Below are 22390 nucleotides of genomic sequence, written 5' to 3'. Positions count from 1 at the left end.
CGTGTTCTGCTTGGAGACACCACGCCGGCTTCACAGCATTCAACCAAAGAAAATCGAGAGTTTACTCCATGCCAGCAAAGCAGGAAAAACGCCTTCGCGTCGGGGTATTGGGAGCGGGCCAGATCGCCCAGGCGGCCCATTTCGAAAGCTGCACCAAGGCTGCCAATGCCGATCTCTTTGCAATCTGCGACGTCGCCGATGATCTGCGCGAGCGCATGGCGATAACGCATGGTGCTGAGAAGTCCTACAACGACTACGACAAGATGCTGGCCGATCCCGATATCGACGCGGTGATCATCGCGACGGCCGATGCCTTCCACGTTCCGGCTTCCATTCGAGCGCTCGAAGCCGGCAAACATGTGCTGTGCGAAAAGCCGGTCGGCCTGACGGTCGAGGAATGCCATGACCTGAAAGCCGCCGTCGAAGCATCCGGTAAAGTCTTTCAGGTCGGGCATATGAAGCGCTTCGACGCCGGCCTCCAGGCGGCGAAGCGCTTCATTTCCGACGAGATGGGCGCGCTGATCGCGCTGAAGGCCTGGTATTGTGACAGCACGCATCGTTACCCGATGACGGATGCGGTTCAGCCGCTGATCGTTGCAAGCGCCAATGCGCGGAAGCCCTCGATCAATCCCAAGGCCGACCTGCGCCGCTATTACGTGCTGGCGCATGGCTGCCACCTGATCGATACGGCACGCTATTTCGCGGGCGATATCGTTTCGGTTGACGCGCGCCTGTCGGAGCGTGCTGGGATCTGGTGCTGGTTTGTCGATGTCGAATTTGCCTCCGGCGCGCTTGGCCATCTCGACCTGACCGTGCAGGTGCGCATGGACTGGCACGAAGGCTTCCAGATCTACGGCGAGAATGGCAGCATTCTCGGCAGGACCTTCAATCCCTGGTACTACAAGTCGAGCGAAGTCGACATCTTTCGCGAAGCCGATGGCGCGACCCATCGCGTGCTTGGGGCCGACGGGCATTTCTATCGCCGCCAGCTGGAGGGCTTTGCCCGCACAGTTCTGGACGGCACGCCCATGGAAGGCGCCGATATCGACGATGGTCTCGCCTCGGTCCAGGCAATGGTGGCGATCGCCCGTTCCGTCGAAAGCGGCAAGGCGGTGGCGCTGGCCGAAACATCGGGTGGCGTGTGATGAAGCTCGGCATCTTCGCCAAGACCTTCGAGGGTGCTGATCCGGAAACGGTGCTGAAATCCGTTGCCGATGCGGGCTATACGTGCGCGCAATACAACATGGCCTGTTCCGGGCTTGCCGCGATGCCCGAGGAGATCAGCGAAGAACAGGCGCATTCGGTGGCGGCGGCAGCGAAAGTGACCGGCGTCGAGATCGTCGCTGTCTCCGGCACCTACAACATGATCCATCCCGATCTCGCCATCCGCGAGGCCGGCCATCGCCGGCTCGCGGTCCTGGCCAAGCGCTGCGCTGCCATGTCCACCGGGCTGATCACGCTCTGCACGGGCACGCGCGATCCGCAGGATCAGTGGAAGGCGCATCCCGACAATAATTCGCCGGAGGCCTGGCGCGATCTGCTGGAAGCCATGGGTACGGCGGTTGAGATCGCCGAGGGCTTTGACGTTGCTCTCGGCATCGAGCCCGAGCTTGCCAATGTCGTCAATTCGGCGGCCAAGGCACGACGCCTGATTGACGAGATGAAGAGCCCGCGCATCAGGATCGTGTTCGATCCGGCCAATCTCTTCGAGGTGGAGACAATGGAGGAGCAGCGGACGATCGTTTCTTCGGCGATCGATCTGCTTGGCGACTGCATCATCATGGCCCATGCCAAGGACCGAACAAAGGACGGCCATTTTGCGACCGCGGGCAAGGGCGTTCTCGACTATTCCTTGTACCTGCGCAAACTGGCCGAAATCGACTTTGACGGGAGCCTGATCACACACGGGCTTTCCGCTCCAGAAGCCGGCAGGGTTGCCGAATTTCTGAAGGCCAGGCTTGCGGGGGCAGAGCGATGAGCGAGGGCCGGTTCTTCGAGACGCATGACGGCACCCGGCTGCATGTCGATATTGCAGGCGAGGGACCGCCGGTGGTTTTCCAGCATGGCCTGTGCGGAGATGCCGGCCAGACGCAAGAAGCCTTTCCGCCCGAGCCCGGTTTTTGCCGCATCACAGTGGAAGCGCGCGGCCATGGCGCTTCACAGTCCGGACCGATCGAGCGCCTGTCGATCGCGACATTTGCCGATGACATCGCCGCCTATATAGAAACGCAGCTGATGGCACCCGTGGTAGTCGGCGGCATTTCCATGGGGGCGGCCATCGCGCTACGGCTTGCCGTCACGCGACCGGATCTCGTTAAGGCACTGATCCTGGCAAGACCCGCGTGGGTAACGGCGGCGGCACCGGACAACATGGCGCCCAATGCCGAGATCGGCCGGCTTCTGCAGACCCTGCCGCCCAACGAGGCGAAGACCGTCTTTCTGGCCGGGCCAATCGGCCAGCGCCTTGCTGTTGAGGCGCCCGACAATCTGGCCTCGCTCACCGGGTTCTTCACACGACAGCCGATCGCGGTGACATCAGCCTTGCTGACCGCGTTTTCCAGTGATGGGCCGGGCGTGACGGAAGACGAGGTTTCACGCATCGCCGTTCCAACGCTCGTCATAGGAACCGAACAGGACAGCATTCATCCGATCGCCCATGCCCGCACCCTGACCGAGCAGATTGCGACGGCGCGGTTTGTCCAGATCACACCAAAGGCCGAAAGCCGCGCGCAGTATGTCGCCGACTTCCGGAATGCCATGAGCACATTTTTGAAGGAGCTTTGAAATCATGACCGCCCACTCCAAGACCTGGATCAACGCCCTTCCGAAGGATCGCCTGATTGCGGAGTTCTCCGTCTGGTCGGCCGATCTCGTGCGTCTGGCTGACGATCTTGCCCGTGTCGAACCCTTTGTCGACGTCCTGCACATCGACGTCGCCGATGGTCATTTCGCACCGGCCATGCTGTTCTTTCCAGATCTCGCCGCCGGTGTTCGAAAGATCTCCGCGCGCCCGATCCATGTGCATCTGATGGTTGCCGACAGCATTCTTCTGTCGCAGATCGAACAATTCGCCGATGCCGGCAGTGACCTGATCAGCATCCACGTCGAGAACGAGGCGGTCGCCGATGCGGCGCTGGACCTTATGGATCGCCGTGGCATCGCTGCCGGTATGGTTCTTCGGGTCGAAACACCGGTCGAGACGATCCGAAAATATGCAGCCCGCCTCGATTTCATCACGCTGCTTGGCACGGCGATCGGTGTGAAAGGGCAGGGGCTCGACGAAAAGGCGGGCGAGCGTCTGCAACAGACCGGGCGGATCATTGCCGGTTGCGGCGCGGACCATCGCATCGTTCTTGCTGCCGACGGCGGCATTCGCGAGCATACCGTGCCGCTGCTTCGCCAAGCCAGCGCCCAAACCGTCGTCCTCGGTTCACTAGCCTTCAACGCGCCATCGCTATCCGAGCGCATGGCGTGGTTGCACGCTCTCTAGCCGGCGGATCGCGGGATGCAGCAGGTCGCCATCGGTATTGATCTGGGAGGGACGCAGGTTCGTGCGGCTCTGGTCGGCGAACAGGGTACAATCTTTGCCCAGGCCGAGGATCAGACGGAGGCTTTGGCCGGCCCAGAGCGCGTTCTCAGCCAAATTCTCGACCTGGCAGAACGGGTGTTGGCGGCAGGGCAGCCCTTGTCGGTGGTGGGCGTCGGTGTGTCGACGCCCGGTCCGGTCGATACGATGGCCGGGGTCGCAAGCGATGTGCCGACGCTTGCCGGCTTTGCTGGCTTCCCGCTGAAGGCGGAATTGCAGAAGCGCTTCGTCTATCCTGTCAGCCTAGAAAACGACGGCATTGCTGCGGCGATCGGTGAGTGGCAGTTCGGTGAGGGCAAGGGGTATGACAACCTGATCTACGTAACGGTCAGCACCGGCATCGGCGGCGGCATCATCAGCGACGGTCGCGTCGTTCGCGGCCGCAAGGGTATGGCGGGCCATATCGGCCACATGTCCGTCATGCCGAACGGCGAACTCTGCCCCTGCGGCAACCGGGGATGCTTCGAGGCCTACGGATCGGGAACCGCCTTTGCGCTGCGGGCACGCATCAGGGCACTGAACTGCACGGAAACGGTGCTTGGAAAAAACGGCACCGAGGTTCACAGCCGCGATGTCTTTTCCGCCGCTCGGAATGGCGATGTTCTTGCCAATACACTGATCGAAGAGGAGGCCGAAATCCTCGGCCGTGGCTTCGTAAGCCTCATCCATATCTTCAGCCCGGAGATTGTCGTCATGGGAGGCGGCCTTTCCCATGAGTTCGACCGCCTGCAGCCTGGCATCCAGAACTACATCGCCCAACGGGCCATGCCGGCGTTCAACGACGTGCAAGTCATCCGGGCGGCGCTGGGCCAGAATTCCGGCCTCGTCGGCGCGGCGGCGCTCGCATTCCTTGCCGAAATGCCGCCGGAGAACCATCCCGGCTTTTTCGCGAACTTCTAGATTAAGGATTTAAAGATCATGCTGACCATCAAGAGACTGAGCCTGGACGATGCCCGCATACTGATTGAAGGCGCACGCGCGAAAGCAGACGAAATCGGCGTTGCGATGTGTATCGCCGTCACAGATGAATCCGGCCAGTTGATCGCCTTTGAGCGGATGGACGGCGGTAAGATCACAAGCACGATCATCGCTCAGGACAAGGCCTATACGGCGGCCGGAGCAAAGCGCACCACGGAAAGCTATGGCGAAGCAAGCCAGCCGGGCAAACCCGCCTATGGTATCCATTCGGCTATTGGTGGCCGATTGCTCGTGGTTGCAGGAGGCATACCTGTGTTGATTGACGGCGAAGTCGTGGGTGCAATTGGTGTCAGTTCCGGAACGCCGGCCCAGGATGCCGAATGCTGCCAGGCCGGCATTAACGTGCTACTCTCGCAGATGCCCGCCCGGTGAGGTCCATTCAAATCAACGAGGTTGTCTTGCGATGGGATCCGTGACTTAAAACTCTCGGAAGCAGTCTCTCCGGTTCTGGTTTTCACCAGCGGCCGCCATCTCGCCACCGCCCTGAGTGAGCTAGGTGGCGGGCAGCGCCTGCATCATCGCCATCCGACGCAAATTCAAAAACTCGACGCCTTGTATCATTCGCCCGGTCTATGCATGGCATTGCCACTATGTATTTGCAGTCGACGTCATCCCCGGTCATTCTCCTGTCACGCCGCGACACGCGTCGTCGACGGAATGCCGAGGAGCTTGCGTGGTTGAAGTGACCGATCCGTTTCCCGATTTCGGGCTGAGTGCTGAAGAACGGCGCCATGCGGTGCTCGGGCATTATTACGAAACGCCGGGCATGGACGGCGCGCGCGGCGAAATCTGGTGCTATACGTGCGATTTTTCTTATGCACCCGGCGCGATGGTGGATTTGCATATCAGCTCGACGGCGTCCTCCTGCCGCATGGACGTCGTTCGGGATGGCAGCGTCGAAACGGCCGTCTACGGCACGGACGGCATTGCGACCGCCTGGCAGGAGACGCCGGACCAATGCTCGGTGGAGGGATGCGGCTGGGCGCCGAGCCATACATTCCAGATCCATGAAAGCTGGCCCTCCGGCGGCTATCGCATCACGCTGACGGCGGATGGCCGAGATGGAAAGCCGATCCGCTGCCATCACCTCATCATTGTCCTGCCGAAGGCCGGGCCAAAACCTGGCCGCATCCTGCAGGTGGCGGCAACCGGAACCTGGGCGGCCTACAACACTTGGGGCGGCTCCAATCACTATCAGGGCATCACCGGGCCGGGCCGCGACCAGTTCGCGACCACGGTCAGCCGGGAGCGTCCATGGTGTCGGGGTTTCGTGGTCTTGCCGCCGGATGCGCCGCGCGTGCCGCTGGAGGTCAGCCTCCCACCTGGCACAGTGCCGCGTTATCCGCATATGGAATGGGCCTATGCCAAGGGCTATTCCAAGAAATATGCCTCGTCCGGCTGGGCAAGCTATGACAGCCACTTCTTCCGCTGGGCCGAACGGCAAGGCTATGCCGTAGACCTGGTCTCGCAGGACGAACTGCATGTCCGGCCAGACCTGCTGGATGGCTATGACTGCGTCGTCTGCGTCGGTCACGACGAATACTGGACCTGGGAGATGCGCGACGCGATCGATGCCTATGTCGACAGAGGCGGCCGCGTTGCGCGCTTTGCCGGCAATTTCATGTGGCAGACGCGGCTGCAGGACGAGGGCCGGCGGCAGGTCTGCTACAAATATGTCGCTCGTAAAGAGGACCCCGTCTACGCGACCGGCGACGTGACCCGCGCCACCAATTCCTGGGAAGCGCCGGAAATCGGGCGGCCGGGCGCGCTGACCTTCGGGCTCAATGCAACAAGCGGCGTCTATGCCGGCTGGGGTGGCTGCGCGCCGCGCGGTGTCAAGGGTTTTCCGATCTATCGTCCCGGCCACTGGGCCTTTGCCGGAACCGGCCTGTTTTATGGCGACGTGCTCGGCGCCGACAGCCATATCTATGGCTACGAGGTCGATGGCCTGTCCTATGAGATCCGCCACGGCCTGCCTTATCCGACAGCCGACAGCGGCGCACCGGAAGGGCTGGAAATCCTGGCGTTGGGCATGGCGAGCCAGGTCGAGGAAAGCGACATTCTCTCGCCGGAAGACCAGTTCTTCGGCGACGAAGACGGCCGCTTTATCGCCGAGACACTCTATGGCGAGGCGAGCGACGAGAACATGGAAAAGGTTCGTTACAGCAACGGCATGATCGTCCATTTCAAGCGCGGCAAGGGCGAGGTGTTCCACGCCGGAACCTGCGAATGGGTAGCCGGGCTGTTACGCAGCGACGCGATGGTCGAGCGCGTCACCGCCAATGTGCTGAACCGTTTCCTCAACCGATAGATCGACAGAGCAAATCCTCATGAACATCGAACGTCCGGCTTCCCATCTCTTCTACGTTACCCGCCTGCGCCGCCCTCTGGTCGATCGCGCCGAAGGCATCTACTTCTGGACTGCGGACGGGCAGCGTTTCATCGACGGGTCGAGCGGGCCGATGGTCAGCAATATCGGCCATGGCAACCGCCATGTGATCGAAGCGATGAAACGGCAGATGGAAAAGACCACCTTTGCCTATCGCCTGCATTTCGAAAACGAGCCGGCCGAGGAATTGGCGCGGCGCCTGGCGGCCAAGATGCCTGATGATCTCGACCGGATCTTCTTCGTGTCCGGCGGTTCCGAGGCGGTGGAATCGGCGATCAAGCTCGCCCGGCAATGGGCCGTCGCGACCGGTCAGGCGAGCCGCTGGAAGGTGATCGGCCGGTTTCCGTCCTATCATGGCGGCACGATGGGTGCGCTTGGTGTGACCGGCGATCTGGCGCTGACCGAAACCTTCGCGCCGCAGATCCAGCCGATGCCGGCGATCCCGGCGCCGCGTGCCTATCGCGACCGCGACAACCTCTCGATGGAAGAGCGCGGCCTTCGTTACGCCGACATGCTGGAGGCAAAAATCGTGGAGGAGGGGCCCGACAGTGTCGTCGCCTTCATCATGGAGCCGATCGGTGGCGCAGCCACCGCGGCACTCGTTCCGCCCGACAGCTATTTCGCCCGTATCCGCGAGATCTGCGACCGGTACGGCATCCTCTTGATCCATGATGAGGTGATGACGGGTGCGGCGCGCACCGGCCGTTATCTAGGCGGCGATCACTGGAACTGCAGACCCGATATCGTCACCATGTCGAAGGGCATCGGCTCCGGCTATGCGGCGCTCGGCGCCATGGCCGCCTCGTCCCGGCTGGTCAAGCCGGTGCTCGACATGGGCGGTTTCCAGCACGGCTATACCTATGCCGGCAATCCGCTCGCCTGCGCGGCCGGTCTCGCGGTGATGGAGGAAATGGAGCGGCTGGACTGCGAAGGCAATGCGGCGGCGATGGGCGAATTGCTCAAAGGCGAGATGGAAGATCTATCGAAGCGCTTTCCGTTCATCGCCGGCGTGCGTGGCAAGGGCCTGTTGCTGGGGGCCGATTTGGTGGCCGATCCGGTGACCTTCGAATCGCTGCCGAAGGCCAAGGGCACCAACCAGCGCCTTGTCGATCTCTGCTACGCGCGCGGCCTGATCATCTATTCGCGGCGCATCCGCGGCGACGGTATCGAGGCCGACAATTTCATCCTCGCGCCGCCCTTGATCATCACCGCCGAACAGGTCGGCGAAATGGTGTCGATCCTCGGCGATGCGCTGGAGGTCCTGGCGCGCGAACTTGATCTGCCGGTCAACGGGTGAGGGCATCATGAAAAACAAAGTCATCATCACCTGTGCCGTGACCGGCTCCGTGCATACGCCGTCGATGAGCCCGCATCTTCCGGTCACGCCGGACGAGATCGCCCAACAAGCCATTGCTGCCGCGGAGGCCGGAGCGTCGATCCTGCACCTGCATGCGCGCAACCCTGAAGACGGCCGGCCAACGGCCGACCCAGATGTGTTCATGCAGTTCCTGCCCCGCATCAAGCAGGCGACCGGTGCGGTCATCAACATATCGACAGGCGGCAGTTCGCTGATGACACTGGAAGATCGGCTGGCCGCCGCACTGCGGGCCGAGCCGGAAATGTGCTCCCTCAATATGGGCTCGATGAATTTCGGCGTATTCCCGCTCGCCAAAGCCGATATGATGTGGAAGCACGAATGGGAGCCGCAGGTGCTCGAGGCGACACGCGGCACGATCTTCAAGAACACCTTTGCCGATATCGAAAGCATCCTGAAGCAGCTCGGCGAAGGCTGCGGCACGCGCTTCGAGTTCGAATGCTACGATGTTGGCCATCTCTACACGCTGAAGCATTTCTATGATCGCGGGCTGGTCAGGGGACCGCTGTTCATCCAGTTCGTGCTCGGCATTCTCGGCGGCATCGGTGCCGATCCGGAAAACCTTGTTCATATGAAGCGTATTGCCGACAAGCTGTTCGCAGACCAGTATCGTTTCTCGGTGCTGGCCGCGGGACGCCAGCAGATGCCGTTGATCACCATGGGAGCGACGATGAAGGGCAATGTACGGGTGGGGCTGGAGGACAGCCTTTATCTCGGGCGCGGAGAACTGGCGAAATCCAACGCCGAACAGGTGGCGCGCATCCGCATCATCCTCGAAAACCTGTCGCTGGAGGTCGCGGCGCCCGACGAGGCGCGGGCCATGCTGGCGCTCAAGGGCGGCGACAAGGTGGCGTTCTGATGTCGGATATATCCTTCACGATTCGACTGGCAACGGTAGAGGATGCGGAGGCCATCCATGGTGGCCTGATGATGATCGCACGGCATCTGGGTGAGGAAGGCAGGATTACGGCGACGCCCGCCGATCTTCGCCATCATGGCTTCGGGGACCGTCCCGCTTTCACCGTGCTGATCGCTGAAGTGGGTAAAGATTTTGCCGGCATGTCTCTGTTCTTCCCGAGTTTCTCCACCTGGCGCGGCAGGCCCGGTGCCTACATCCAGGATATCGTGGTGGATGAGCGTTTCCGCGGTTCCGGCATCGGCGTCGCCCTGCTGCGGGCAACGGCCGCCCATGTGCGCGAAAACGGCGGTTGTTATTTGCGCCTGTCGGTCGATGCGAAGAACCTGTCGGCGCAGCATTTCTACGAGCGTTTGGGGCTCGAATGGTCGAAGGATGAGCATGTCCATGCCGTCTACGGCGATGCCTTCGATGCGCTCGCCGGCCAGTATGAGAGCGGCGTCTGACAGGATGTGCGAAAGGCCCTACCAATGAAAACCTTCTATGCCGACGAACAGAAGTCGCATCATCCCAAGATGTTTCTCTCCAGCGGGGCGCCGCAGCCAAACCCGGAAAAGCCCGAGCGGATCGAACGGCTGCTGGCGGGAGCAAAGGCGGCCGGCTCGGAGATCCACCGGCCGCGCAATCATGGCCTCAAATCCATCGCAGCCGTGCATACGCCGGAATATCTCGAATTCCTGCAAAACATCTTCCTACGCTGGCAGCGGATCGAGGGTGCTTCCGAAGAGGTCATTCCCAATATCCATCCGCTCGCCCGCCACGGAAGTTATCCGGCCTCCGCCGTCGGGCAGGCGGGCTATCATATGGCCGATACGGCCTGCCCGATTTCTGCGGATACGTGGATCAGTGCCTGCTGGAGCGCGTGGAGCGCAGTGGAGGCGGCGGATGCGGTTATGGCTGGCGATCGTTCTGCCTATGCGCTCTGCCGTCCGCCGGGGCACCATGCTTTTGCCGATGTGGCCGGCGGCTTCTGCTTTCTCAACAATTCGGCGATCGCCGCCCAGCATCTGCTGAAGGATGGGCGAAGAGTGGCGATCCTCGACGTTGACCTGCATCACGGTAACGGCACACAGGGCATTTTCTACGGCCGTTCCGATGTGCTGACCGTTTCGCTGCATGCCGATCCGGTGCGCTTCTATCCGTTTTTCTGGGGCCATGCCGACGAGCGCGGCGAAGGCTTAGGCCTCGGCTACAACTACAATCTGCCGCTGCCGCGCAAGACAGGTGACGAGGGCTTCCTGCAGGCCCTGTCCGCCGCCCTGCGCCGTATCGAGGCCTATGCGCCCGATGCATTGGTCGTGGCGCTCGGCCTCGATGCCTATGAGGGCGATCCCTTTGGCGGTCTCTCGGTTTCCACATCCGGTTTTGCGAGGATCGCGCAGGCCATCGCCGAAATCGGCCTGCCAAGCGTCATCGTCCAGGAGGGTGGCTATCTCTGCGATGCGCTTTCGAACAATCTCACATCCTTCCTCACCGGTTTCACCAATGCTGGTCGCTGACGTTCACTCGAAATCCTTCGGGTACCCCATGGTCTGCGGATAGGTCCGTTCGCTCAAGGGGCCTATAGACGAGGTGCCGACAGGATTTCCCCAACGGTACGTCTTTTCGGCGCGGGCAGGAAATGCCATCTCGTTGTTTTCGGTGGAATCTCAAGCTGGCGAGGGCTGTCGATGGAGTTTCGCGGACGAGCTCAGGAGGAATTCTACCAGTGTGTTAAGGGATAAGGTTAACCAGAGGTTCAAGCGTTTCGGTGGTGACGGTTTTTTAATCTATGTGGCGTAAATTCGGTCAAACTGGTTCCGACAATGGATCAAAATATACAGTTTGTCCGTTGTTCCCTTCAAGAGCGGTTGCAAAGGCGCCGCTCCGGGTTTGACCGGTGAAGGAAGGACGTGCGGCATGACTGACCATATCATGAAGACACTTCTGAACATCTTCGGCGTGCTGTCGTTCGCATCTGTGATGCTGTTCATCTTGGTATTGTAGTCGTTCAAACGCTTTACAGACGGGCCTTCACGCTCTTCCCCGGTCACGTCAGTCACAGCAGTCACGGATAGAGGTAGAGAGCTGGTCCGCTCATTATTGGAAAGCGTCGCTGACAAACCTTTGTGACCCGTCATCGATAGTCAAACATCCGAAACATCAATCCATTCGGCGTCAGCGAGTTCTGCCATGCGGATCGGGTTGATCCGCACCGCCGCATTGGTTGCACCGGCTGCGGGCACGACTTCGTCGAAGGCCTTGAGCGACACATCGCAATAGATCGTGTGTGGTTTTATGAGGCCGAAGGGGCAGACGCCGCCGACCGGATGGCCGGTCTCCGCTTCCACCTCGTCAAATCCGAGCATCTTGGCCTTGGTTGCGAATTTCGCCTTGAATTTCCTGTTGTCCAGCCGGGCATCGCCGCGGATGACAACCAAAATAACCGTTTCGCCGACGCGCAAGGCGAGCGTCTTGGCGATCTGGCCCTGTGTGACGTCGTGGCCTTCGGCGGCCTGCGCCACCGTTGCCGTACTCTGCTCAAGTTCGATGACGGTGATATCCGGCGCTTTTTCGGAGAAGAAGGCTTTGACGGAAGAAAGGCTCATGACGCTCACGATGAAACAATCGGATGCTGTATCGGCGATTTGTTTCAGTCGTCGTTGGTCGCGTCAAGATCCTCGGGGCGTGTTCCGGTCTGGCCCGTGGGCAGGTATCCATGCGTGCTGAACCAGTTTTCCAGCACGGCCGCAATCGCTTCTTCGCGCGAATGAATGCCTGGGTGATCGGCGATGAAAGCCTTCAGGGCCTGCTCGAGGTCCGACTTGTAAAGCTCCGACATGGCTGCTCCCGTAGATCGTAGGATAAAAAAACGGCCCGCAGTGACCTGCAGGCCATTCAGTTGTCTGGTTCAAGCGCGCTTGATGACGCGAATCAGAAGGAGAAGGATAACCGCGCCAAGGGTTGCTGCCAGGATGGCGCCAAGAATGCCGCTGCCGAGCGGTACGCCGAGCCGCGGAAACAGCATACCCGCGATGAAGGCGCCGACGATGCCGACGACGATATTGCCGAGCAGGCCAAAGCCGAAGCCCTTGACGATAAGTCCTGCGAGCCAGCCGGCGACTGCGCCGACCAGGATGAAGATAAGAATGCTTTCAATGCCCATGGATGGTTCCTTTCCCGTTGCATTTCATAAATCGAAATAGTGCGGCACGGCCAAATGGTTAGAGGAGCACGTGACAATTTTCGAATATATCGTTTAGAGGTAATATTCCAGCCGGAAAGCAAGCGAGCCCCGGCATTTCCACGCCGGGGCTCGAGGCTGTTCTTTCCGATACGGAGGCTGTCAGACGATGCCACCGCCGCCGCTTTTCGATGCCGGGCGTTCGCCCGAGACCTTGGCGCGATAGCCGCTCGCCCGATAGGCCGCGACCGGCGAAATCGCGCCGCCGGCCTCATAACGCGACATGGCAAGAATAGGCTCGACATGGGTGCGGAATGCGGCTTTCAGCGTTTCCGTCGCCATCAATGCGTCGTTCCCGTCCTGATAGGCTTCAAGCGCCTTGCGATCGACGAGCAGCGCCTGCGCATAGGCGCGGCTGACTTCGGTCGCCGAGTTCATCAGGCTTTCGATCGGGTCGGTGACATTATGGCTCTGGTCGAGCATGTGCATTGGCGCAAAGCCTTCCGCGGCTCGTGTTTCCGCATCCACCAGTTCGTTGAAGACGAGGAACAGGCGATAGGGATCGATCGAGCCCGTATCGAGATCGTCATCGCCATATTTCGAGATCGTTGAAATGGAAGCCACCGAGTTTCTTGAACTGGATGAGCCGGGCAACGATCATCTCGATATTGACGTTGGGCGCATGATGGCCGAGATCGACGAGGCAGTGTGCCTTGGGACCAAGCTCCTGGGCGATCAGATAATTGGTGCCCCAGTCCTGGACCACGGTCGAGTAGAAGGCCGGCTCGAACATCTTGTGCTCGGAGAAGATCTTCCAGTCGTCCGGCAGGCCCTTGTAGATCGCCTTCATCGCTTCGAGATAACGCTCGAAGCTCTTCGTGAAATTGCTCTGGCCCGGAAAGTTCGAGCCGTCGCCGATCCAGACGGTAAGCGCCTTCGAGCCAAGCGCTTTGCCGATCTCGATACATTCGAGATTGTGATCGACGGCTTGCTGCCGCGTCGCTGCATCCGCGTGGCTGAGCGATCCGAATTTATAGGAATGCGCCTGGTCCGGCGCATCCGAGAAGGTGTTGGAGTTCATCGCATCGAAGCCAAGGCCGAGCGCGTTGCCCTTTTCCTTCAGCCCCTTCAGGTCATCGACCTTGTCCCATGGGATGTGCAGCGAAACGGTCGGCGTCGCCTTGGTCAATTGCTGGATGACGGAGCAGTCCTCGATCTTGTCGAAGATGTTGCGGGGTTCGCCGGTGCCGGGGAAACGGGCAAACCGGGTTCCGCCCGTGCCGACGCCCCAAGAAGGAACCGCTACACCGTAAGCGGAGACTTTCGCTTTGACGTTTTCGATATCGATTCCGCTGCGGGCGAGTTGCGCGCCGAGGTGGTCATAGTCAGCCTTGATGTCGGCGATGCGCGCCTCGTTGTCCCGCACAATGATGTCGGGCTCGATGATGAAGTCGCTCATGGTTTCCTCCCCAGCATTTGAACTTTTCCTCGCTATCCGCGTTACCACGTCTCGATTGTTGAACCCCTTTGGAGGTCATCTTGGACGTTGTCCGTATTCTTCTTGCCATTCTTCTGCCGCCGGTCGGTGTGTTCCTGCAGGTCGGCATCGGCCTGCAGTTCTGGCTGAACATCCTCTTGACGCTGTGCGGCTACATTCCCGGTATCATCCACGCCATCTGGGTCATTCTCAGGCGATAAACGGCGTCAGCGCGTAAACGATTGGGCGTTGCCCGCATCGACATTGATGATGTTGCCGGTGGACTTGGCCGACATGTCGGAAGCGAGGAAATAGATTGCCTCGGCAATATCTTCCGGGAAAACGCTGAGCTTCAGCATGGAGCGGTCTCGATACATCGCCTCCAGCCCTTCCATATCCGTCTTGTAGACGGCCGCGCGCTGTTCCTTCCACTCGCCCGACCAGATCTTCGACCCGCGCAGCACGGCATCCGGGTTGACGACATTGACCCGGATCTGTGCGGCCGCACCTTCCAGTGCCAGGCATCGGGCAAGATGGATTTCGGCCGCCTTGGCCGTGCAATAGGCGGAAGCACCCGGCGATGCGGCAAGGCCGTTTTTGGACGCGACGAAGACGACGTTTCCGCCGGCCTTCTGGTTGCGGAAGATCCGGAAGGCTTCGCGCGAAACCAGGAAGTATCCTGTCGCCAGGATATCCATGTTCTTGTTCCACAGTGCCAGCGTCGTGTCTTCGATCGCAGCTGATGAGGCGAGGCCGGCATTGGAGACAAGAATGTCGAGACCACCGAATTCCAGGAGCGTATCGGCAAAGCTCTTCTCGACGGCAGCTTCATCGGTGACGTTCATGGTCACAGCGCGGACGAAATCCTTGCCGTAGCGGCCGCCAAGTTCGCTCAAGGCCGAGGCGAGAGCCGTCTCGTCGATATCGGCGAGCACGACGCAGGCGCCTTCCTGCATCAGCCGGTTGGCGGTTGCCTTGCCGATGCCGCCGGCACCGCCGGTGACGAGTGCAATCTTGCCGGCCAGCATCTTTGGCTTCGGCATGCGCTGCAGCTTGGCCTCTTCCAGCAACCAGTATTCGATGTCGAAGGCTTCCTGTTCCGGCAGGCCGACATAGGTCGAGACCCCAGATGCGCCGCGCATCACGTTGATGGCGTTGACGTAGAATTCGCCGGAGATGCGGGCGGTTGCCTTGTCCTTGGCAAAGGTGATCATGCCGACGCCGGGGATGAGGTAGACCACCGCGTTCGGGTCGCGCATCGCCGGGCTGTTGTCGCGCTTGCAGCGATCGTAATAGGCGGCATAACCGGCGCGGTATTCGGCGATCGCAGCCTCAAGCCCGGCTAGCGTCTTGTCGATATCCGGGTTTTCCGGATCGAAATCGATCACCAGCGGGCAGATCTTGGTGCGCAGGAAATGGTCGGGGCAGGAGGTGCCGAGTGCCGCCAGCGGCGCAAGGTTTTTCGAGGTGACAAAATCCAGAACGGCCTGGCTGTCGTCGAAATGGCCGAGCTTGCGCTCGTCGGCGCTGATCATACCGCGAATGACCGGCATCAGTTTCTGTGCAATGGCGCGGCGCTGCTCCGCCGGAAGCACTGGCTTCACTGCGCCACCGAAGGCAGGCGCTGTGTTGGTCGTTTCGAACCATGCAATCGCCTTGTTGATGATCTCGACCGTGGTCTCGTAAGCTTCCTTGGCGGTATCGCCCCAGGTGAAAAGGCCATGGCTTTCCAGGATCAGTCCGCGCGCATTGGGGTTTTCTGCGCAGAATTTCGAAAGCCAGAGGCCGAGTTCGAAGCCGGGGCGTTTCCAGGGCAGCCAGCCGATATCGTCGCCGAATATTTGCTGCGTCAGCTCGCGGCTGTTCTTGGACGCGGCAATGGCGATGATCGCGTCCGGGTGCATGTGATCCACATGCTTCTTCGGCACATAGGCATGCAGCGGCGTGTCGATCGAAGCGGCGCGCGGATTGAGGTTGAAGGTACAGTGCGGGAGACAACCGACCATCTCGTCTTCATGCTCGAGGCCGCGATAGAGACCCTTCAGGGCTTCAAGCTTCTCCATATAGAGTGTGGAAAAACCATCCATCTTGATCGTGCCGACGTCGCCGCCGGAGCCCTTGACCCAGAGAACCTCGACCGTGCCGCCGCCGAGAGGGTCCTTTTCCATGACCTTGGCGGAGGTATTGCCGCCGCCGTAGTTGGTAATGCGTTTGTCGGAGCCGAGCAGGTTCGAGCGGTACAGGAGCCGCTCCGATTCGCTCATCGCCGCTGCCTTGGCGTCATCCCAGAGATTGGCAAGGCGCGAGCCTTGTTGCTTGTCGAGCATCTGCATTTCCTCCCGGTCAATTCCGCGCTGGCCTGCTGACGTGTCAGGGGCAAAGACGCTTTCGTTGCCGTCAGATCACATAATATTCCCGGCGATGTCAATCAGAAACGATCAAAAACCATCATACTGCACTGCACAATGAAAAAATATGACTGAATGTGATTGACAATGCATGGTCGTGATGGAAGCATAGGGCACGTTGGAGGAACGAAATGCACGAGAAAGAGCGACACAGGATCATCCTGTCAGCGGTCCAGGACAAGCCGGTCATCACCGTGCCTGAACTGGTGGATCTGACGGATAGCTCCGAAGCGACGATCCGCAGGGATATCGCTGCGTTGCATGTGCAGAAGCGTCTTCGCCGGGTGCGCGGCGGGGCTGAAGCGATCAATCCACCGCAGTTCGTCGGCCTCGCCGGTCGTCCCTTCAGTGTCAACGAAGGGCTGCATGCCCGGCAGAAGCAAGCAATCGCCAAGGAGGCCGTTGCGCTCTGTCAGGATGGCGAGCCAATCATCATCAATGGCGGCACGACGACCTTCCAGATGGTACACTTCCTCACGAACCGCCGCATGCAGGTGTTCACCAACTCGTTCCCGATCGCCGAGCATCTGCTGAAGCACTCGAAAAACACAGTGATGCTGTCGGGCGGAACGATCTACCGCGAGCAGAACATCATTCTGAGCCCCTTCGATAATGACGTGACGCGCAATTTCTATGCGCGCCGCATGTTCATGGGGGCTCAAGGACTGGGTCCGCTCGGCCTCATGGAAGGCGATCCTTTGCTGATCCAGGCAGAACAGAAGCTGATTGATCAGGCCGATGAACTGGTCGTGCTGATCGACTCGTCGAAATTTCACAAGCGTTCCAGCCTCATCCTGTGCGGGCTGAAGCGCATCACCACTGTCATCACGGATTCGGGCATCGAGGACCGTCATGTCCAGATGCTCGAAGATGCAGGCGTCGGTTTGGTAATCGCCAATACCAGGTCGGGCATCGTTGAGGAGAATGCTTCGTCGTCGGCATGAGACCGGCGGGAGGCGGGGAGACGTCGCCAATGGCCAAGGCATTTTTAGCCGGAAGCATGGGGCAAAATTTGAGAGAACAAAGCCGGATGAAGGCGGTCGCTGTGACCGCATGCGGTTTTAACGGGAGGAGAATGTCATGAAAATTTTCAAGGCTCTGATGGTCACGACGGCAGTTTCGCTGGCGCTGATGGCCGGCACCGCACATGCCGCGGACAAGAAGATCGCGCTCGTCGTCAAGGCGCTCGGCATCGGCTTCTTTGAGGCCGCCAACAAGGGCGCGCAGGAAGCTGCCAAGGAACTTGGCGATGTCGAGGTGATCTACACCGGTCCGACCACGACGACGGCCGAAGGCCAGATCGAGGTCATCAATTCGCTGATCGCCCAGAAGGTCGATGCGATCGCCGTTTCCGCCAATGACACGGATGCACTGGTTCCGGCCCTGAAGAAGGCCATGGAACGCGGCATCAAGGTTATTTCCTGGGATTCGGGCGTCGCCAAGGAAGGCCGTTCGATGCACCTGAACCCGTCGTCCAGCCCGCTGATCGGCAACATGATCATCAAGCTGGCCGCTGACCAGTTGCCGGAAGGCGGCGATGTTGCTGTTCTCTCCGCAACGGCGACCTCGACAAACCAGAACGTCTGGATCGAGGAAATGAAGAAGGTGCTGCCGAACTACAAGGGCATCAACGTCGTTGCCACCGTTTACGGTGACGACCTCGCCGACAAGTCCTATCGCGAAACGCAAGGCCTCATCCAGTCCTACCCGAACCTGAAGGCGATCATCGCGCCGACCTCCGTCGGCATCGTTGCTGCAGCACAGGCCGTTACCGATGCCGGAAAGACAGGGCAGATCAACGTCACCGGTCTCGGTCTTCCGTCCGAAATGGCGGGCCATGTGAAGTCCGGCGCGTCGAAGTCCTTCGCGATCTGGAACCCGATCGATCTCGGCTACTCCGCAACCATGATCGCCTATGACCTGATCGGCGGCGCGGAAGCAAAGCCGGGCGCCGAACTCAAGATGGGCCGCATGGGCACCGTCAAGCTCGACGACAACAATGAAGGCGCCATGGCCGACCCGTTCGTCTACGACGCTTCGAACGTCGAAGAGTTCTCGAAGATCTTCTGATTTGAAAGGTTCTCTTCTCCCTCGGGGAGAAGATGCCCGTAGGGCAGATGAGGGGGCGGTTCGGCAAACACAGCGTTGCGGAAAGACCCCTCATCGCCTCGCTGGCGCTCGGCACTTCTCCCCGCGGGGAGAAGAGGGAGCCCGCGGTTTGCAACACGCCTAGCTACTTCAAATTCAACTCCACCGGTGGATTGCCTCTTGCTGCAGGAAACGACCCCATTGCGGATGAAACCCGCCATAACGCTGGAAGGCATCTCCAAGTCCTTCCCGGGCGTGAAGGCGCTGTCCGACGTCTCGCTGTCGCTGTATCCCGGCTCCGTGACTGCGCTTATCGGCGAGAACGGCGCGGGCAAATCGACCCTCGTCAAGATTCTGACCGGCATCTACCAGCCCGATGGTGGAACGATCCGCGTTAATGGCATCGAGACCCAATTCCCGACCGCGATGGCCGCATCCCGCCATGGCGTCACGGCCATCCACCAGGAAACCGTGCTGTTCGATGAGCTTTCCGTTGCGGAAAACATCTTCCTTGGTCACGCGCCACGCAACCGCTTCGGCCTGATCGACTGGAAGACGCTGAACGGCAACGCCCGCGAGCTTCTCGCCCGCGTCGGCGCCGACATCGATCCGACGATCCGGCTGCGTGATCTCGGCATCGCCAACAAACATATGGTGGCAATCGCCCGCGCGCTGTCGATCGACGCCGGCGTCGTCATCATGGACGAGCCGACCGCCGCCCTGTCGCACAAGGAAATTCACGAGCTCTACGAGCTGATCGACCGGCTGAAGGCGGACGGCAAGGCGATCCTGTTCATCAGCCACAAGTTCGACGAGATTTTTCGCATTGCCGACCGCTACACGGTGTTCCGCGATGGCGGCATGGTCGGCGAGGGGCTGATTGCCGATGTTGATCAGGATCGTCTCGTCAAGATGATGGTCGGCCGCGACGTCGGCCAGGTCTTCCCGAAAGTCGATGTTGATATCGGCGAACCGGTCCTGACCGTCTCGGGCTATCGCCACCCGACCGAATTCGAGGACATCCATTTCGAACTGCGCCGCGGCGAAATCCTCGGTTTCTATGGCCTGATCGGTGCCGGTCGTTCGGAATTCATGCAATCGCTGATCGGCATCACGCGCCCGTCTGCGGGTGCCGTGAAGCTCGACGGCAAGGTTCTCGTCATCCGCTCTCCGGCGGAAGCCATCGAAGCGGGCATCGTCTATGTGCCGGAAGAGCGCGGCCGCCAAGGCGCCATCATCGGCCTGTCGATTTTCCAGAACGTGACGCTGCCGTCTCTGCACCGCACATCACGCTCCGGCTTCCTGAAGCTTGCCAATGAATTTGCGCTGGCACGCGAATATACGCAGCGCCTCGACCTGCGTGCCGCCTCGCTCGATCAGGATGTCGGCACTTTATCCGGCGGCAACCAGCAGAAGGTGGTGATTGCCAAATGGCTGGCAACGCAGCCGAAGGTGATTATTCTCGATGAACCAACCAAGGGTATCGACATCGGCTCCAAAGCCGCCGTGCATGCCTTCATGAGCGAACTGGCGGGACAGGGGCTGAGCGTGATTATGGTTTCCTCGGAAATCCCTGAGATCATGGGCATGGCCGATCGCGTCATCGTCATGCGCGAAGGCCGCATTGCCGGGCGTTTCGAGCGTTCCGAACTGACAGCCGAAAAACTGGTGCGCGCCGCTGCCGGCATTGTGGAGGCTGCGTGATGGCCAAACTTCTCAAGAACCGTGAAATCCTGCTTGTCCTGGCGATCATCGTGCTGGTCTTCGCGATCGCGCTGCGTTTCCCCGGCTTCATCGAGCCGGCCAATCTCGCCCGTGTCTACAATGACACCTCGATCCTGATCATCCTGGCGCTCGGCCAGATGGCCGTCATCCTGACGCGCTGCATCGACCTGTCCATGGCCGCCAATCTGGCTCTATCGGGCATGGTCGCGGCCATGATCAATGCCGCCTTTCCCGGGGTGCCGATCCCGATGGTCATCCTCACTGTCGTGGCACTCGGCGCGGCCCTCGGCTCGATCAATGGCCTGCTCGTCTGGAAACTCGATATTCCGCCCATCGTCGTGACGCTGGGAACGCTGACGATCTTTCGCGGCACGATCTTTCTCCTCAGCAACGGCGCCTGGATCAACGCGCATCAGATGAGCGATGCCTTCAAGGCGCTGCCGCGCGCATCCTTTGCCGGTTTCCCAATCCTGTCCTGGCTCTCGGTTGCCGCGATCGCTGCCATCTATGTCCTGATGACGCGCACGCCGATCGGCCGCGCCTTCTTCGCGGTGGGCGGCAATCCGCATGCGGCGGTCTATACCGGCATCGATGTCGGACGGACGCGCTTCCTCGCCTATTGCCTGTCCGGCGCTCTGGCCGGTCTTGCCGGCTATCTCTGGGTGTCGCGTTATGCGGTCGCCTATGTCGATATCGCCGCCGGCTTCGAGCTCGATATCATCGCGGCCTGCGTCATCGGTGGCATCTCGATTGCCGGTGGCATCGGCTCTGTCGCCGGCGCCGTGCTCGGCAGCCTGTTCCTCGGCGTAATCAAGAACGCGCTGCCGGTCATCAACATCTCGCCCTTCGCGCAGCTCGCGATTTCCGGAACGGTGATCATCATCGCCGTGGCCGTCAATGCCCGCACGGAAAAGCGCAAGGGCCGTGTCATTCTGAAAAAAGCGGAGGCGGTCTGATGGCAGAGGCGCATCTTTCACCCCGGATCATCCCGGATCGGCTGCGCAGCCGCAGCAGTCGTGCGCTGAAAAGCTGGGAAAGCCTGCTTCTCGTCGTGGCGCTCCTGATCTTCGCGTTCAACTCCTTTGCATCGCCCTATTTCCTCGATCCGTGGAACCTGTCGGACGCGACGTTCAATTTCACGGAAAAGGCGCTGATCGCCTTTGCCATGGCGCTCGTTATCATATCGGGTGAAATCGATCTCTCGGTCGCCTCGATCATCGCACTGACATCGACGGCGATGGGCCTTGCCGTGACCATGGGTGCCGATACACCCGTGCTGGTCCTTGTCGGGCTCGGCACCGGTCTTCTCTGCGGCATGGTCAATGGCCTTTTGATCACCGGTCTCGGTCTGCCGTCGATCGTCGTTACCATCGGCACGATGAGCTTGTTCCGCGGGCTGTCGTTCATCATCCTCGGCGACAAGGCCTATACCGGCTATCCCGAAAGCTTCGCTTTCTTCGGCCAGGGTTATGTCTGGTGGGTGTTTTCCTTCGAACTCGCGTTGTTCGTTGTGACGGCAATCGTCTTCGGCGTTCTCCTGCACAAGACGAATTTCGGCCGCAGCGTCTATGCCATCGGCAACAACCAGACGGCAGCACTATTCTCCGGCGTGCGCGTCGGCCGCGTCAAGTTCATCCTCTTCCTGCTGACGGGCCTGATGGCCGGCATCGCGTCCATATGCCTGACCTCGCGGCTCGGCTCGACGCGGCCATCGATTGCGCTCGGCGTCGAGCTGGAAGTGGTCACCATGGTCGTGCTCGGCGGCGTCAGCATTCTCGGCGGCTCCGGCACCATTCCGGGCGTCGTGCTGGCAGCCTTCATCATGGGCATGGTCACCTTCGGTTTCGGCCTGCTCAACGTTCCCGGCATCGTCATGTCGATTTTCATCGGCGTGCTGTTGATTTCGGTGATCGCATTGCCGATCCTGTGGTCGCGCGCCCGCCGCCGCATGGCGCATTGAGGAGCGGACCATGGAAAAATACGCGTTCCGCATGCGCCTGAACCCGGGCATGGCGCGGGAATACAAGGCACGGCACGATGCCATCTGGCCGGAATTGTCGGCGCTCCTCAAAGATGCCGGCGTTTCCGACTATTCCATTCATCTGGATGAGGAGACCCATCTCCTGTTCGGCGTGCTCTGGCGCACGGAGGATCACACCATGTCTGATCTGCCGTCGCATCCGGTAATGCAGAAATGGTGGGCCTACATGGCCGACGTCATGGAAACAAAAGCCGACAACGAGCCGGTCGCAGTGCCGCTCGCCACCGTTTTCCATATGGCATGA

The 22390-nt window shown here is 60.5% G+C and carries 23 protein-coding genes and 1 pseudogene; 18 read left to right on the top strand and 6 right to left on the bottom strand.

Annotated features, from left to right (window positions below; all coding sequences use genetic code 11):
• Nucleotides 1–68 precede the first annotated feature (68 nt).
• The 11 genes from P6U16_RS07485 (at nt 69) to P6U16_RS07435 (ending at nt 10743) form a co-directional block, all read left to right on the top strand.
• Nucleotides 69–1145 carry a Gfo/Idh/MocA family oxidoreductase gene (locus P6U16_RS07485; RefSeq protein ID WP_277703230.1) on the top strand — a complete coding sequence of 359 codons (1077 nt, stop codon included), beginning with the start codon at nt 69–71 and terminating at the stop codon, nt 1143–1145.
• Nucleotides 1145–1978 (top strand): sugar phosphate isomerase/epimerase family protein, encoded by an 834-nt coding sequence (locus tag P6U16_RS07480; RefSeq protein WP_277703229.1) that lies wholly within the window; start codon nt 1145–1147, stop codon nt 1976–1978. The genes P6U16_RS07485 and P6U16_RS07480 overlap by 1 nt, the downstream gene beginning before the upstream one ends.
• Nucleotides 1975–2784: an alpha/beta hydrolase gene (locus P6U16_RS07475; RefSeq protein WP_277703228.1), complete on the top strand. Its 810-nt coding sequence runs from the start codon at nt 1975–1977 to the stop codon at nt 2782–2784. Before P6U16_RS07480 ends, P6U16_RS07475 begins: the two co-directional genes overlap by 4 nt.
• Before the next feature lie 4 nt (nt 2785–2788).
• Nucleotides 2789–3490 (top strand): ribulose-phosphate 3-epimerase, encoded by a 702-nt coding sequence (locus tag P6U16_RS07470; protein WP_277703227.1) that lies wholly within the window; start codon nt 2789–2791, stop codon nt 3488–3490.
• A gap of 15 nt (nt 3491–3505) precedes the next feature.
• Entirely contained in the window at nt 3506–4486 is a 981-nt protein-coding gene (locus P6U16_RS07465; RefSeq protein WP_277703226.1) for an ROK family protein, read from the top strand.
• Nucleotides 4487–4504: 18 nt separating this feature from the next.
• Complete coding sequence (locus P6U16_RS07460; protein ID WP_277703225.1) at nt 4505–4936, top strand: heme-binding protein; 432 nt, start codon at nt 4505–4507, stop codon at nt 4934–4936.
• 301 nt (nt 4937–5237) lie between these two features.
• Complete coding sequence (locus P6U16_RS07455; protein WP_349017677.1) at nt 5238–6875, top strand: N,N-dimethylformamidase beta subunit family domain-containing protein; 1638 nt, start codon at nt 5238–5240, stop codon at nt 6873–6875.
• Nucleotides 6876–6894: 19 nt separating this feature from the next.
• A complete protein-coding gene (locus P6U16_RS07450) occupies nt 6895–8250 on the top strand; it encodes an aspartate aminotransferase family protein (protein ID WP_277703224.1) in 1356 nt (451 codons plus the stop codon).
• Between the two features lie 4 nt (nt 8251–8254).
• Complete coding sequence (locus P6U16_RS07445; protein WP_277703784.1) at nt 8255–9187, top strand: 3-keto-5-aminohexanoate cleavage protein; 933 nt, start codon at nt 8255–8257, stop codon at nt 9185–9187.
• Nucleotides 9187–9690, top strand: coding sequence for a GNAT family N-acetyltransferase (locus P6U16_RS07440; RefSeq protein ID WP_277703223.1), 504 nt, complete (start codon nt 9187–9189; stop codon nt 9688–9690). Before P6U16_RS07445 ends, P6U16_RS07440 begins: the two co-directional genes overlap by 1 nt.
• A 24-nt stretch (nt 9691–9714) precedes the next feature.
• A complete protein-coding gene (locus tag P6U16_RS07435; protein ID WP_277703222.1) occupies nt 9715–10743 on the top strand; it encodes a histone deacetylase family protein in 1029 nt (342 codons plus the stop codon).
• A gap of 3 nt (nt 10744–10746) precedes the next feature.
• Here P6U16_RS07435 and P6U16_RS07430 read toward each other — a convergent pair whose 3' ends face one another.
• The 5 genes and pseudogenes from P6U16_RS07430 to rhaI all read right to left on the bottom strand — a co-directional run bounded on the left by P6U16_RS07430 (nt 10747) and on the right by rhaI (nt 13866).
• Complete coding sequence (locus tag P6U16_RS07430) at nt 10747–10872, bottom strand: hypothetical protein (protein WP_277703221.1); 126 nt, start codon at nt 10870–10872, stop codon at nt 10747–10749.
• Between the two features lie 498 nt (nt 10873–11370).
• Nucleotides 11371–11832: a YbaK/EbsC family protein gene (locus tag P6U16_RS07425; RefSeq protein WP_277703220.1), complete on the bottom strand. Its 462-nt coding sequence runs from the start codon at nt 11830–11832 to the stop codon at nt 11371–11373.
• 44 nt (nt 11833–11876) lie between these two features.
• Nucleotides 11877–12065: a hypothetical protein gene (locus P6U16_RS07420; protein ID WP_277703219.1), complete on the bottom strand. Its 189-nt coding sequence runs from the start codon at nt 12063–12065 to the stop codon at nt 11877–11879.
• A gap of 69 nt (nt 12066–12134) precedes the next feature.
• Nucleotides 12135–12389, bottom strand: coding sequence for a GlsB/YeaQ/YmgE family stress response membrane protein (locus P6U16_RS07415; RefSeq protein WP_277703218.1), 255 nt, complete (start codon nt 12387–12389; stop codon nt 12135–12137).
• Nucleotides 12390–12569: 180 nt separating this feature from the next.
• Nucleotides 12570–13866 (bottom strand): annotated as a pseudogene (rhaI, locus tag P6U16_RS07410) (L-rhamnose catabolism isomerase).
• A gap of 80 nt (nt 13867–13946) precedes the next feature.
• Here rhaI and P6U16_RS07405 point away from each other — a divergent pair.
• Nucleotides 13947–14105 carry a YqaE/Pmp3 family membrane protein gene (locus tag P6U16_RS07405; RefSeq protein ID WP_275788781.1) on the top strand — a complete coding sequence of 53 codons (159 nt, stop codon included), beginning with the start codon at nt 13947–13949 and terminating at the stop codon, nt 14103–14105.
• A gap of 6 nt (nt 14106–14111) precedes the next feature.
• Here the strand turns inward: P6U16_RS07405 and P6U16_RS07400 are convergent, their stop codons facing one another.
• Nucleotides 14112–16211, bottom strand: coding sequence for a bifunctional rhamnulose-1-phosphate aldolase/short-chain dehydrogenase (locus tag P6U16_RS07400; RefSeq protein ID WP_277703217.1), 2100 nt, complete (start codon nt 16209–16211; stop codon nt 14112–14114).
• Nucleotides 16212–16423: 212 nt separating this feature from the next.
• Between P6U16_RS07400 and P6U16_RS07395 the strand changes: the two genes are divergently transcribed.
• The 6 genes from P6U16_RS07395 (at nt 16424) to rhaM (ending at nt 22390) form a co-directional block, all read left to right on the top strand.
• Nucleotides 16424–17236, top strand: a complete 813-nt coding sequence (locus P6U16_RS07395) for a DeoR/GlpR family DNA-binding transcription regulator (protein ID WP_277703216.1) — start codon at nt 16424–16426, stop codon at nt 17234–17236.
• A 136-nt stretch (nt 17237–17372) separates the two neighbouring features.
• Nucleotides 17373–18362 carry a rhamnose ABC transporter substrate-binding protein gene (rhaS, locus tag P6U16_RS07390; protein ID WP_277703215.1) on the top strand — a complete coding sequence of 330 codons (990 nt, stop codon included), beginning with the start codon at nt 17373–17375 and terminating at the stop codon, nt 18360–18362.
• A gap of 225 nt (nt 18363–18587) precedes the next feature.
• On the top strand, nt 18588–20084 hold the full coding sequence (locus P6U16_RS07385; RefSeq protein ID WP_277703214.1) for a sugar ABC transporter ATP-binding protein: 1497 nt from the start codon (nt 18588–18590) through the stop codon (nt 20082–20084).
• The gene (locus P6U16_RS07380) at nt 20081–21061 is read left to right on the top strand and encodes an ABC transporter permease (RefSeq protein WP_277703213.1); all 981 of its coding nucleotides are present in this window, start codon (nt 20081–20083) and stop codon (nt 21059–21061) included. The genes P6U16_RS07385 and P6U16_RS07380 overlap by 4 nt, the downstream gene beginning before the upstream one ends.
• Complete coding sequence (locus P6U16_RS07375) at nt 21061–22065, top strand: ABC transporter permease (protein WP_277703212.1); 1005 nt, start codon at nt 21061–21063, stop codon at nt 22063–22065. Before P6U16_RS07380 ends, P6U16_RS07375 begins: the two co-directional genes overlap by 1 nt.
• A 10-nt stretch (nt 22066–22075) precedes the next feature.
• Nucleotides 22076–22390: an L-rhamnose mutarotase gene (rhaM, locus tag P6U16_RS07370; RefSeq protein ID WP_277703211.1), complete on the top strand. Its 315-nt coding sequence runs from the start codon at nt 22076–22078 to the stop codon at nt 22388–22390.

Origin of the sequence: Rhizobium sp. 32-5/1, from assembly GCF_029537235.1 — a bacterium.
Lineage (GTDB): Bacteria > Pseudomonadota > Alphaproteobacteria > Rhizobiales > Rhizobiaceae > Pararhizobium.
The sequence above is the reverse complement of the archived record's forward strand: the minus strand, read 5'-3'. Positions and strand labels throughout refer to the sequence as shown.

Bases quoted from the DNA above. Each gene is read 5' to 3' on its own strand.
- P6U16_RS07430 (WP_277703221.1), bottom strand. From the start codon at position 10,872: ATGGCATTTCCTGCCCGCGCCGAAAAGACGTACCGTTGGGGAAATCCT.
- P6U16_RS07460 (WP_277703225.1), top strand. From the start codon at position 4,505: ATGCTGACCATCAAGAGACTGAGCCTGGACGATGCCCGCATACTGATT.
- P6U16_RS07485 (WP_277703230.1), top strand. From the start codon at position 69: ATGCCAGCAAAGCAGGAAAAACGCCTTCGCGTCGGGGTATTGGGAGCG.
- P6U16_RS07375 (WP_277703212.1), top strand. From the start codon at position 21,061: ATGGCAGAGGCGCATCTTTCACCCCGGATCATCCCGGATCGGCTGCGC.
- P6U16_RS07450 (WP_277703224.1), top strand. From the start codon at position 6,895: ATGAACATCGAACGTCCGGCTTCCCATCTCTTCTACGTTACCCGCCTG.
- P6U16_RS07435 (WP_277703222.1), top strand. From the start codon at position 9,715: ATGAAAACCTTCTATGCCGACGAACAGAAGTCGCATCATCCCAAGATG.
- P6U16_RS07470 (WP_277703227.1), top strand. From the start codon at position 2,789: ATGACCGCCCACTCCAAGACCTGGATCAACGCCCTTCCGAAGGATCGC.
- P6U16_RS07480 (WP_277703229.1), top strand. From the start codon at position 1,145: ATGAAGCTCGGCATCTTCGCCAAGACCTTCGAGGGTGCTGATCCGGAA.
- P6U16_RS07400 (WP_277703217.1), bottom strand. From the start codon at position 16,211: ATGCTCGACAAGCAACAAGGCTCGCGCCTTGCCAATCTCTGGGATGAC.
- P6U16_RS07420 (WP_277703219.1), bottom strand. From the start codon at position 12,065: ATGTCGGAGCTTTACAAGTCGGACCTCGAGCAGGCCCTGAAGGCTTTC.
- rhaS (WP_277703215.1), top strand. From the start codon at position 17,373: ATGAAAATTTTCAAGGCTCTGATGGTCACGACGGCAGTTTCGCTGGCG.
- P6U16_RS07475 (WP_277703228.1), top strand. From the start codon at position 1,975: ATGAGCGAGGGCCGGTTCTTCGAGACGCATGACGGCACCCGGCTGCAT.
- P6U16_RS07385 (WP_277703214.1), top strand. From the start codon at position 18,588: ATGAAACCCGCCATAACGCTGGAAGGCATCTCCAAGTCCTTCCCGGGC.
- P6U16_RS07440 (WP_277703223.1), top strand. From the start codon at position 9,187: ATGTCGGATATATCCTTCACGATTCGACTGGCAACGGTAGAGGATGCG.
- P6U16_RS07425 (WP_277703220.1), bottom strand. From the start codon at position 11,832: ATGAGCCTTTCTTCCGTCAAAGCCTTCTTCTCCGAAAAAGCGCCGGAT.
- P6U16_RS07465 (WP_277703226.1), top strand. From the start codon at position 3,506: ATGCAGCAGGTCGCCATCGGTATTGATCTGGGAGGGACGCAGGTTCGT.
- rhaM (WP_277703211.1), top strand. From the start codon at position 22,076: ATGGAAAAATACGCGTTCCGCATGCGCCTGAACCCGGGCATGGCGCGG.
- P6U16_RS07415 (WP_277703218.1), bottom strand. From the start codon at position 12,389: ATGGGCATTGAAAGCATTCTTATCTTCATCCTGGTCGGCGCAGTCGCC.
- P6U16_RS07395 (WP_277703216.1), top strand. From the start codon at position 16,424: ATGCACGAGAAAGAGCGACACAGGATCATCCTGTCAGCGGTCCAGGAC.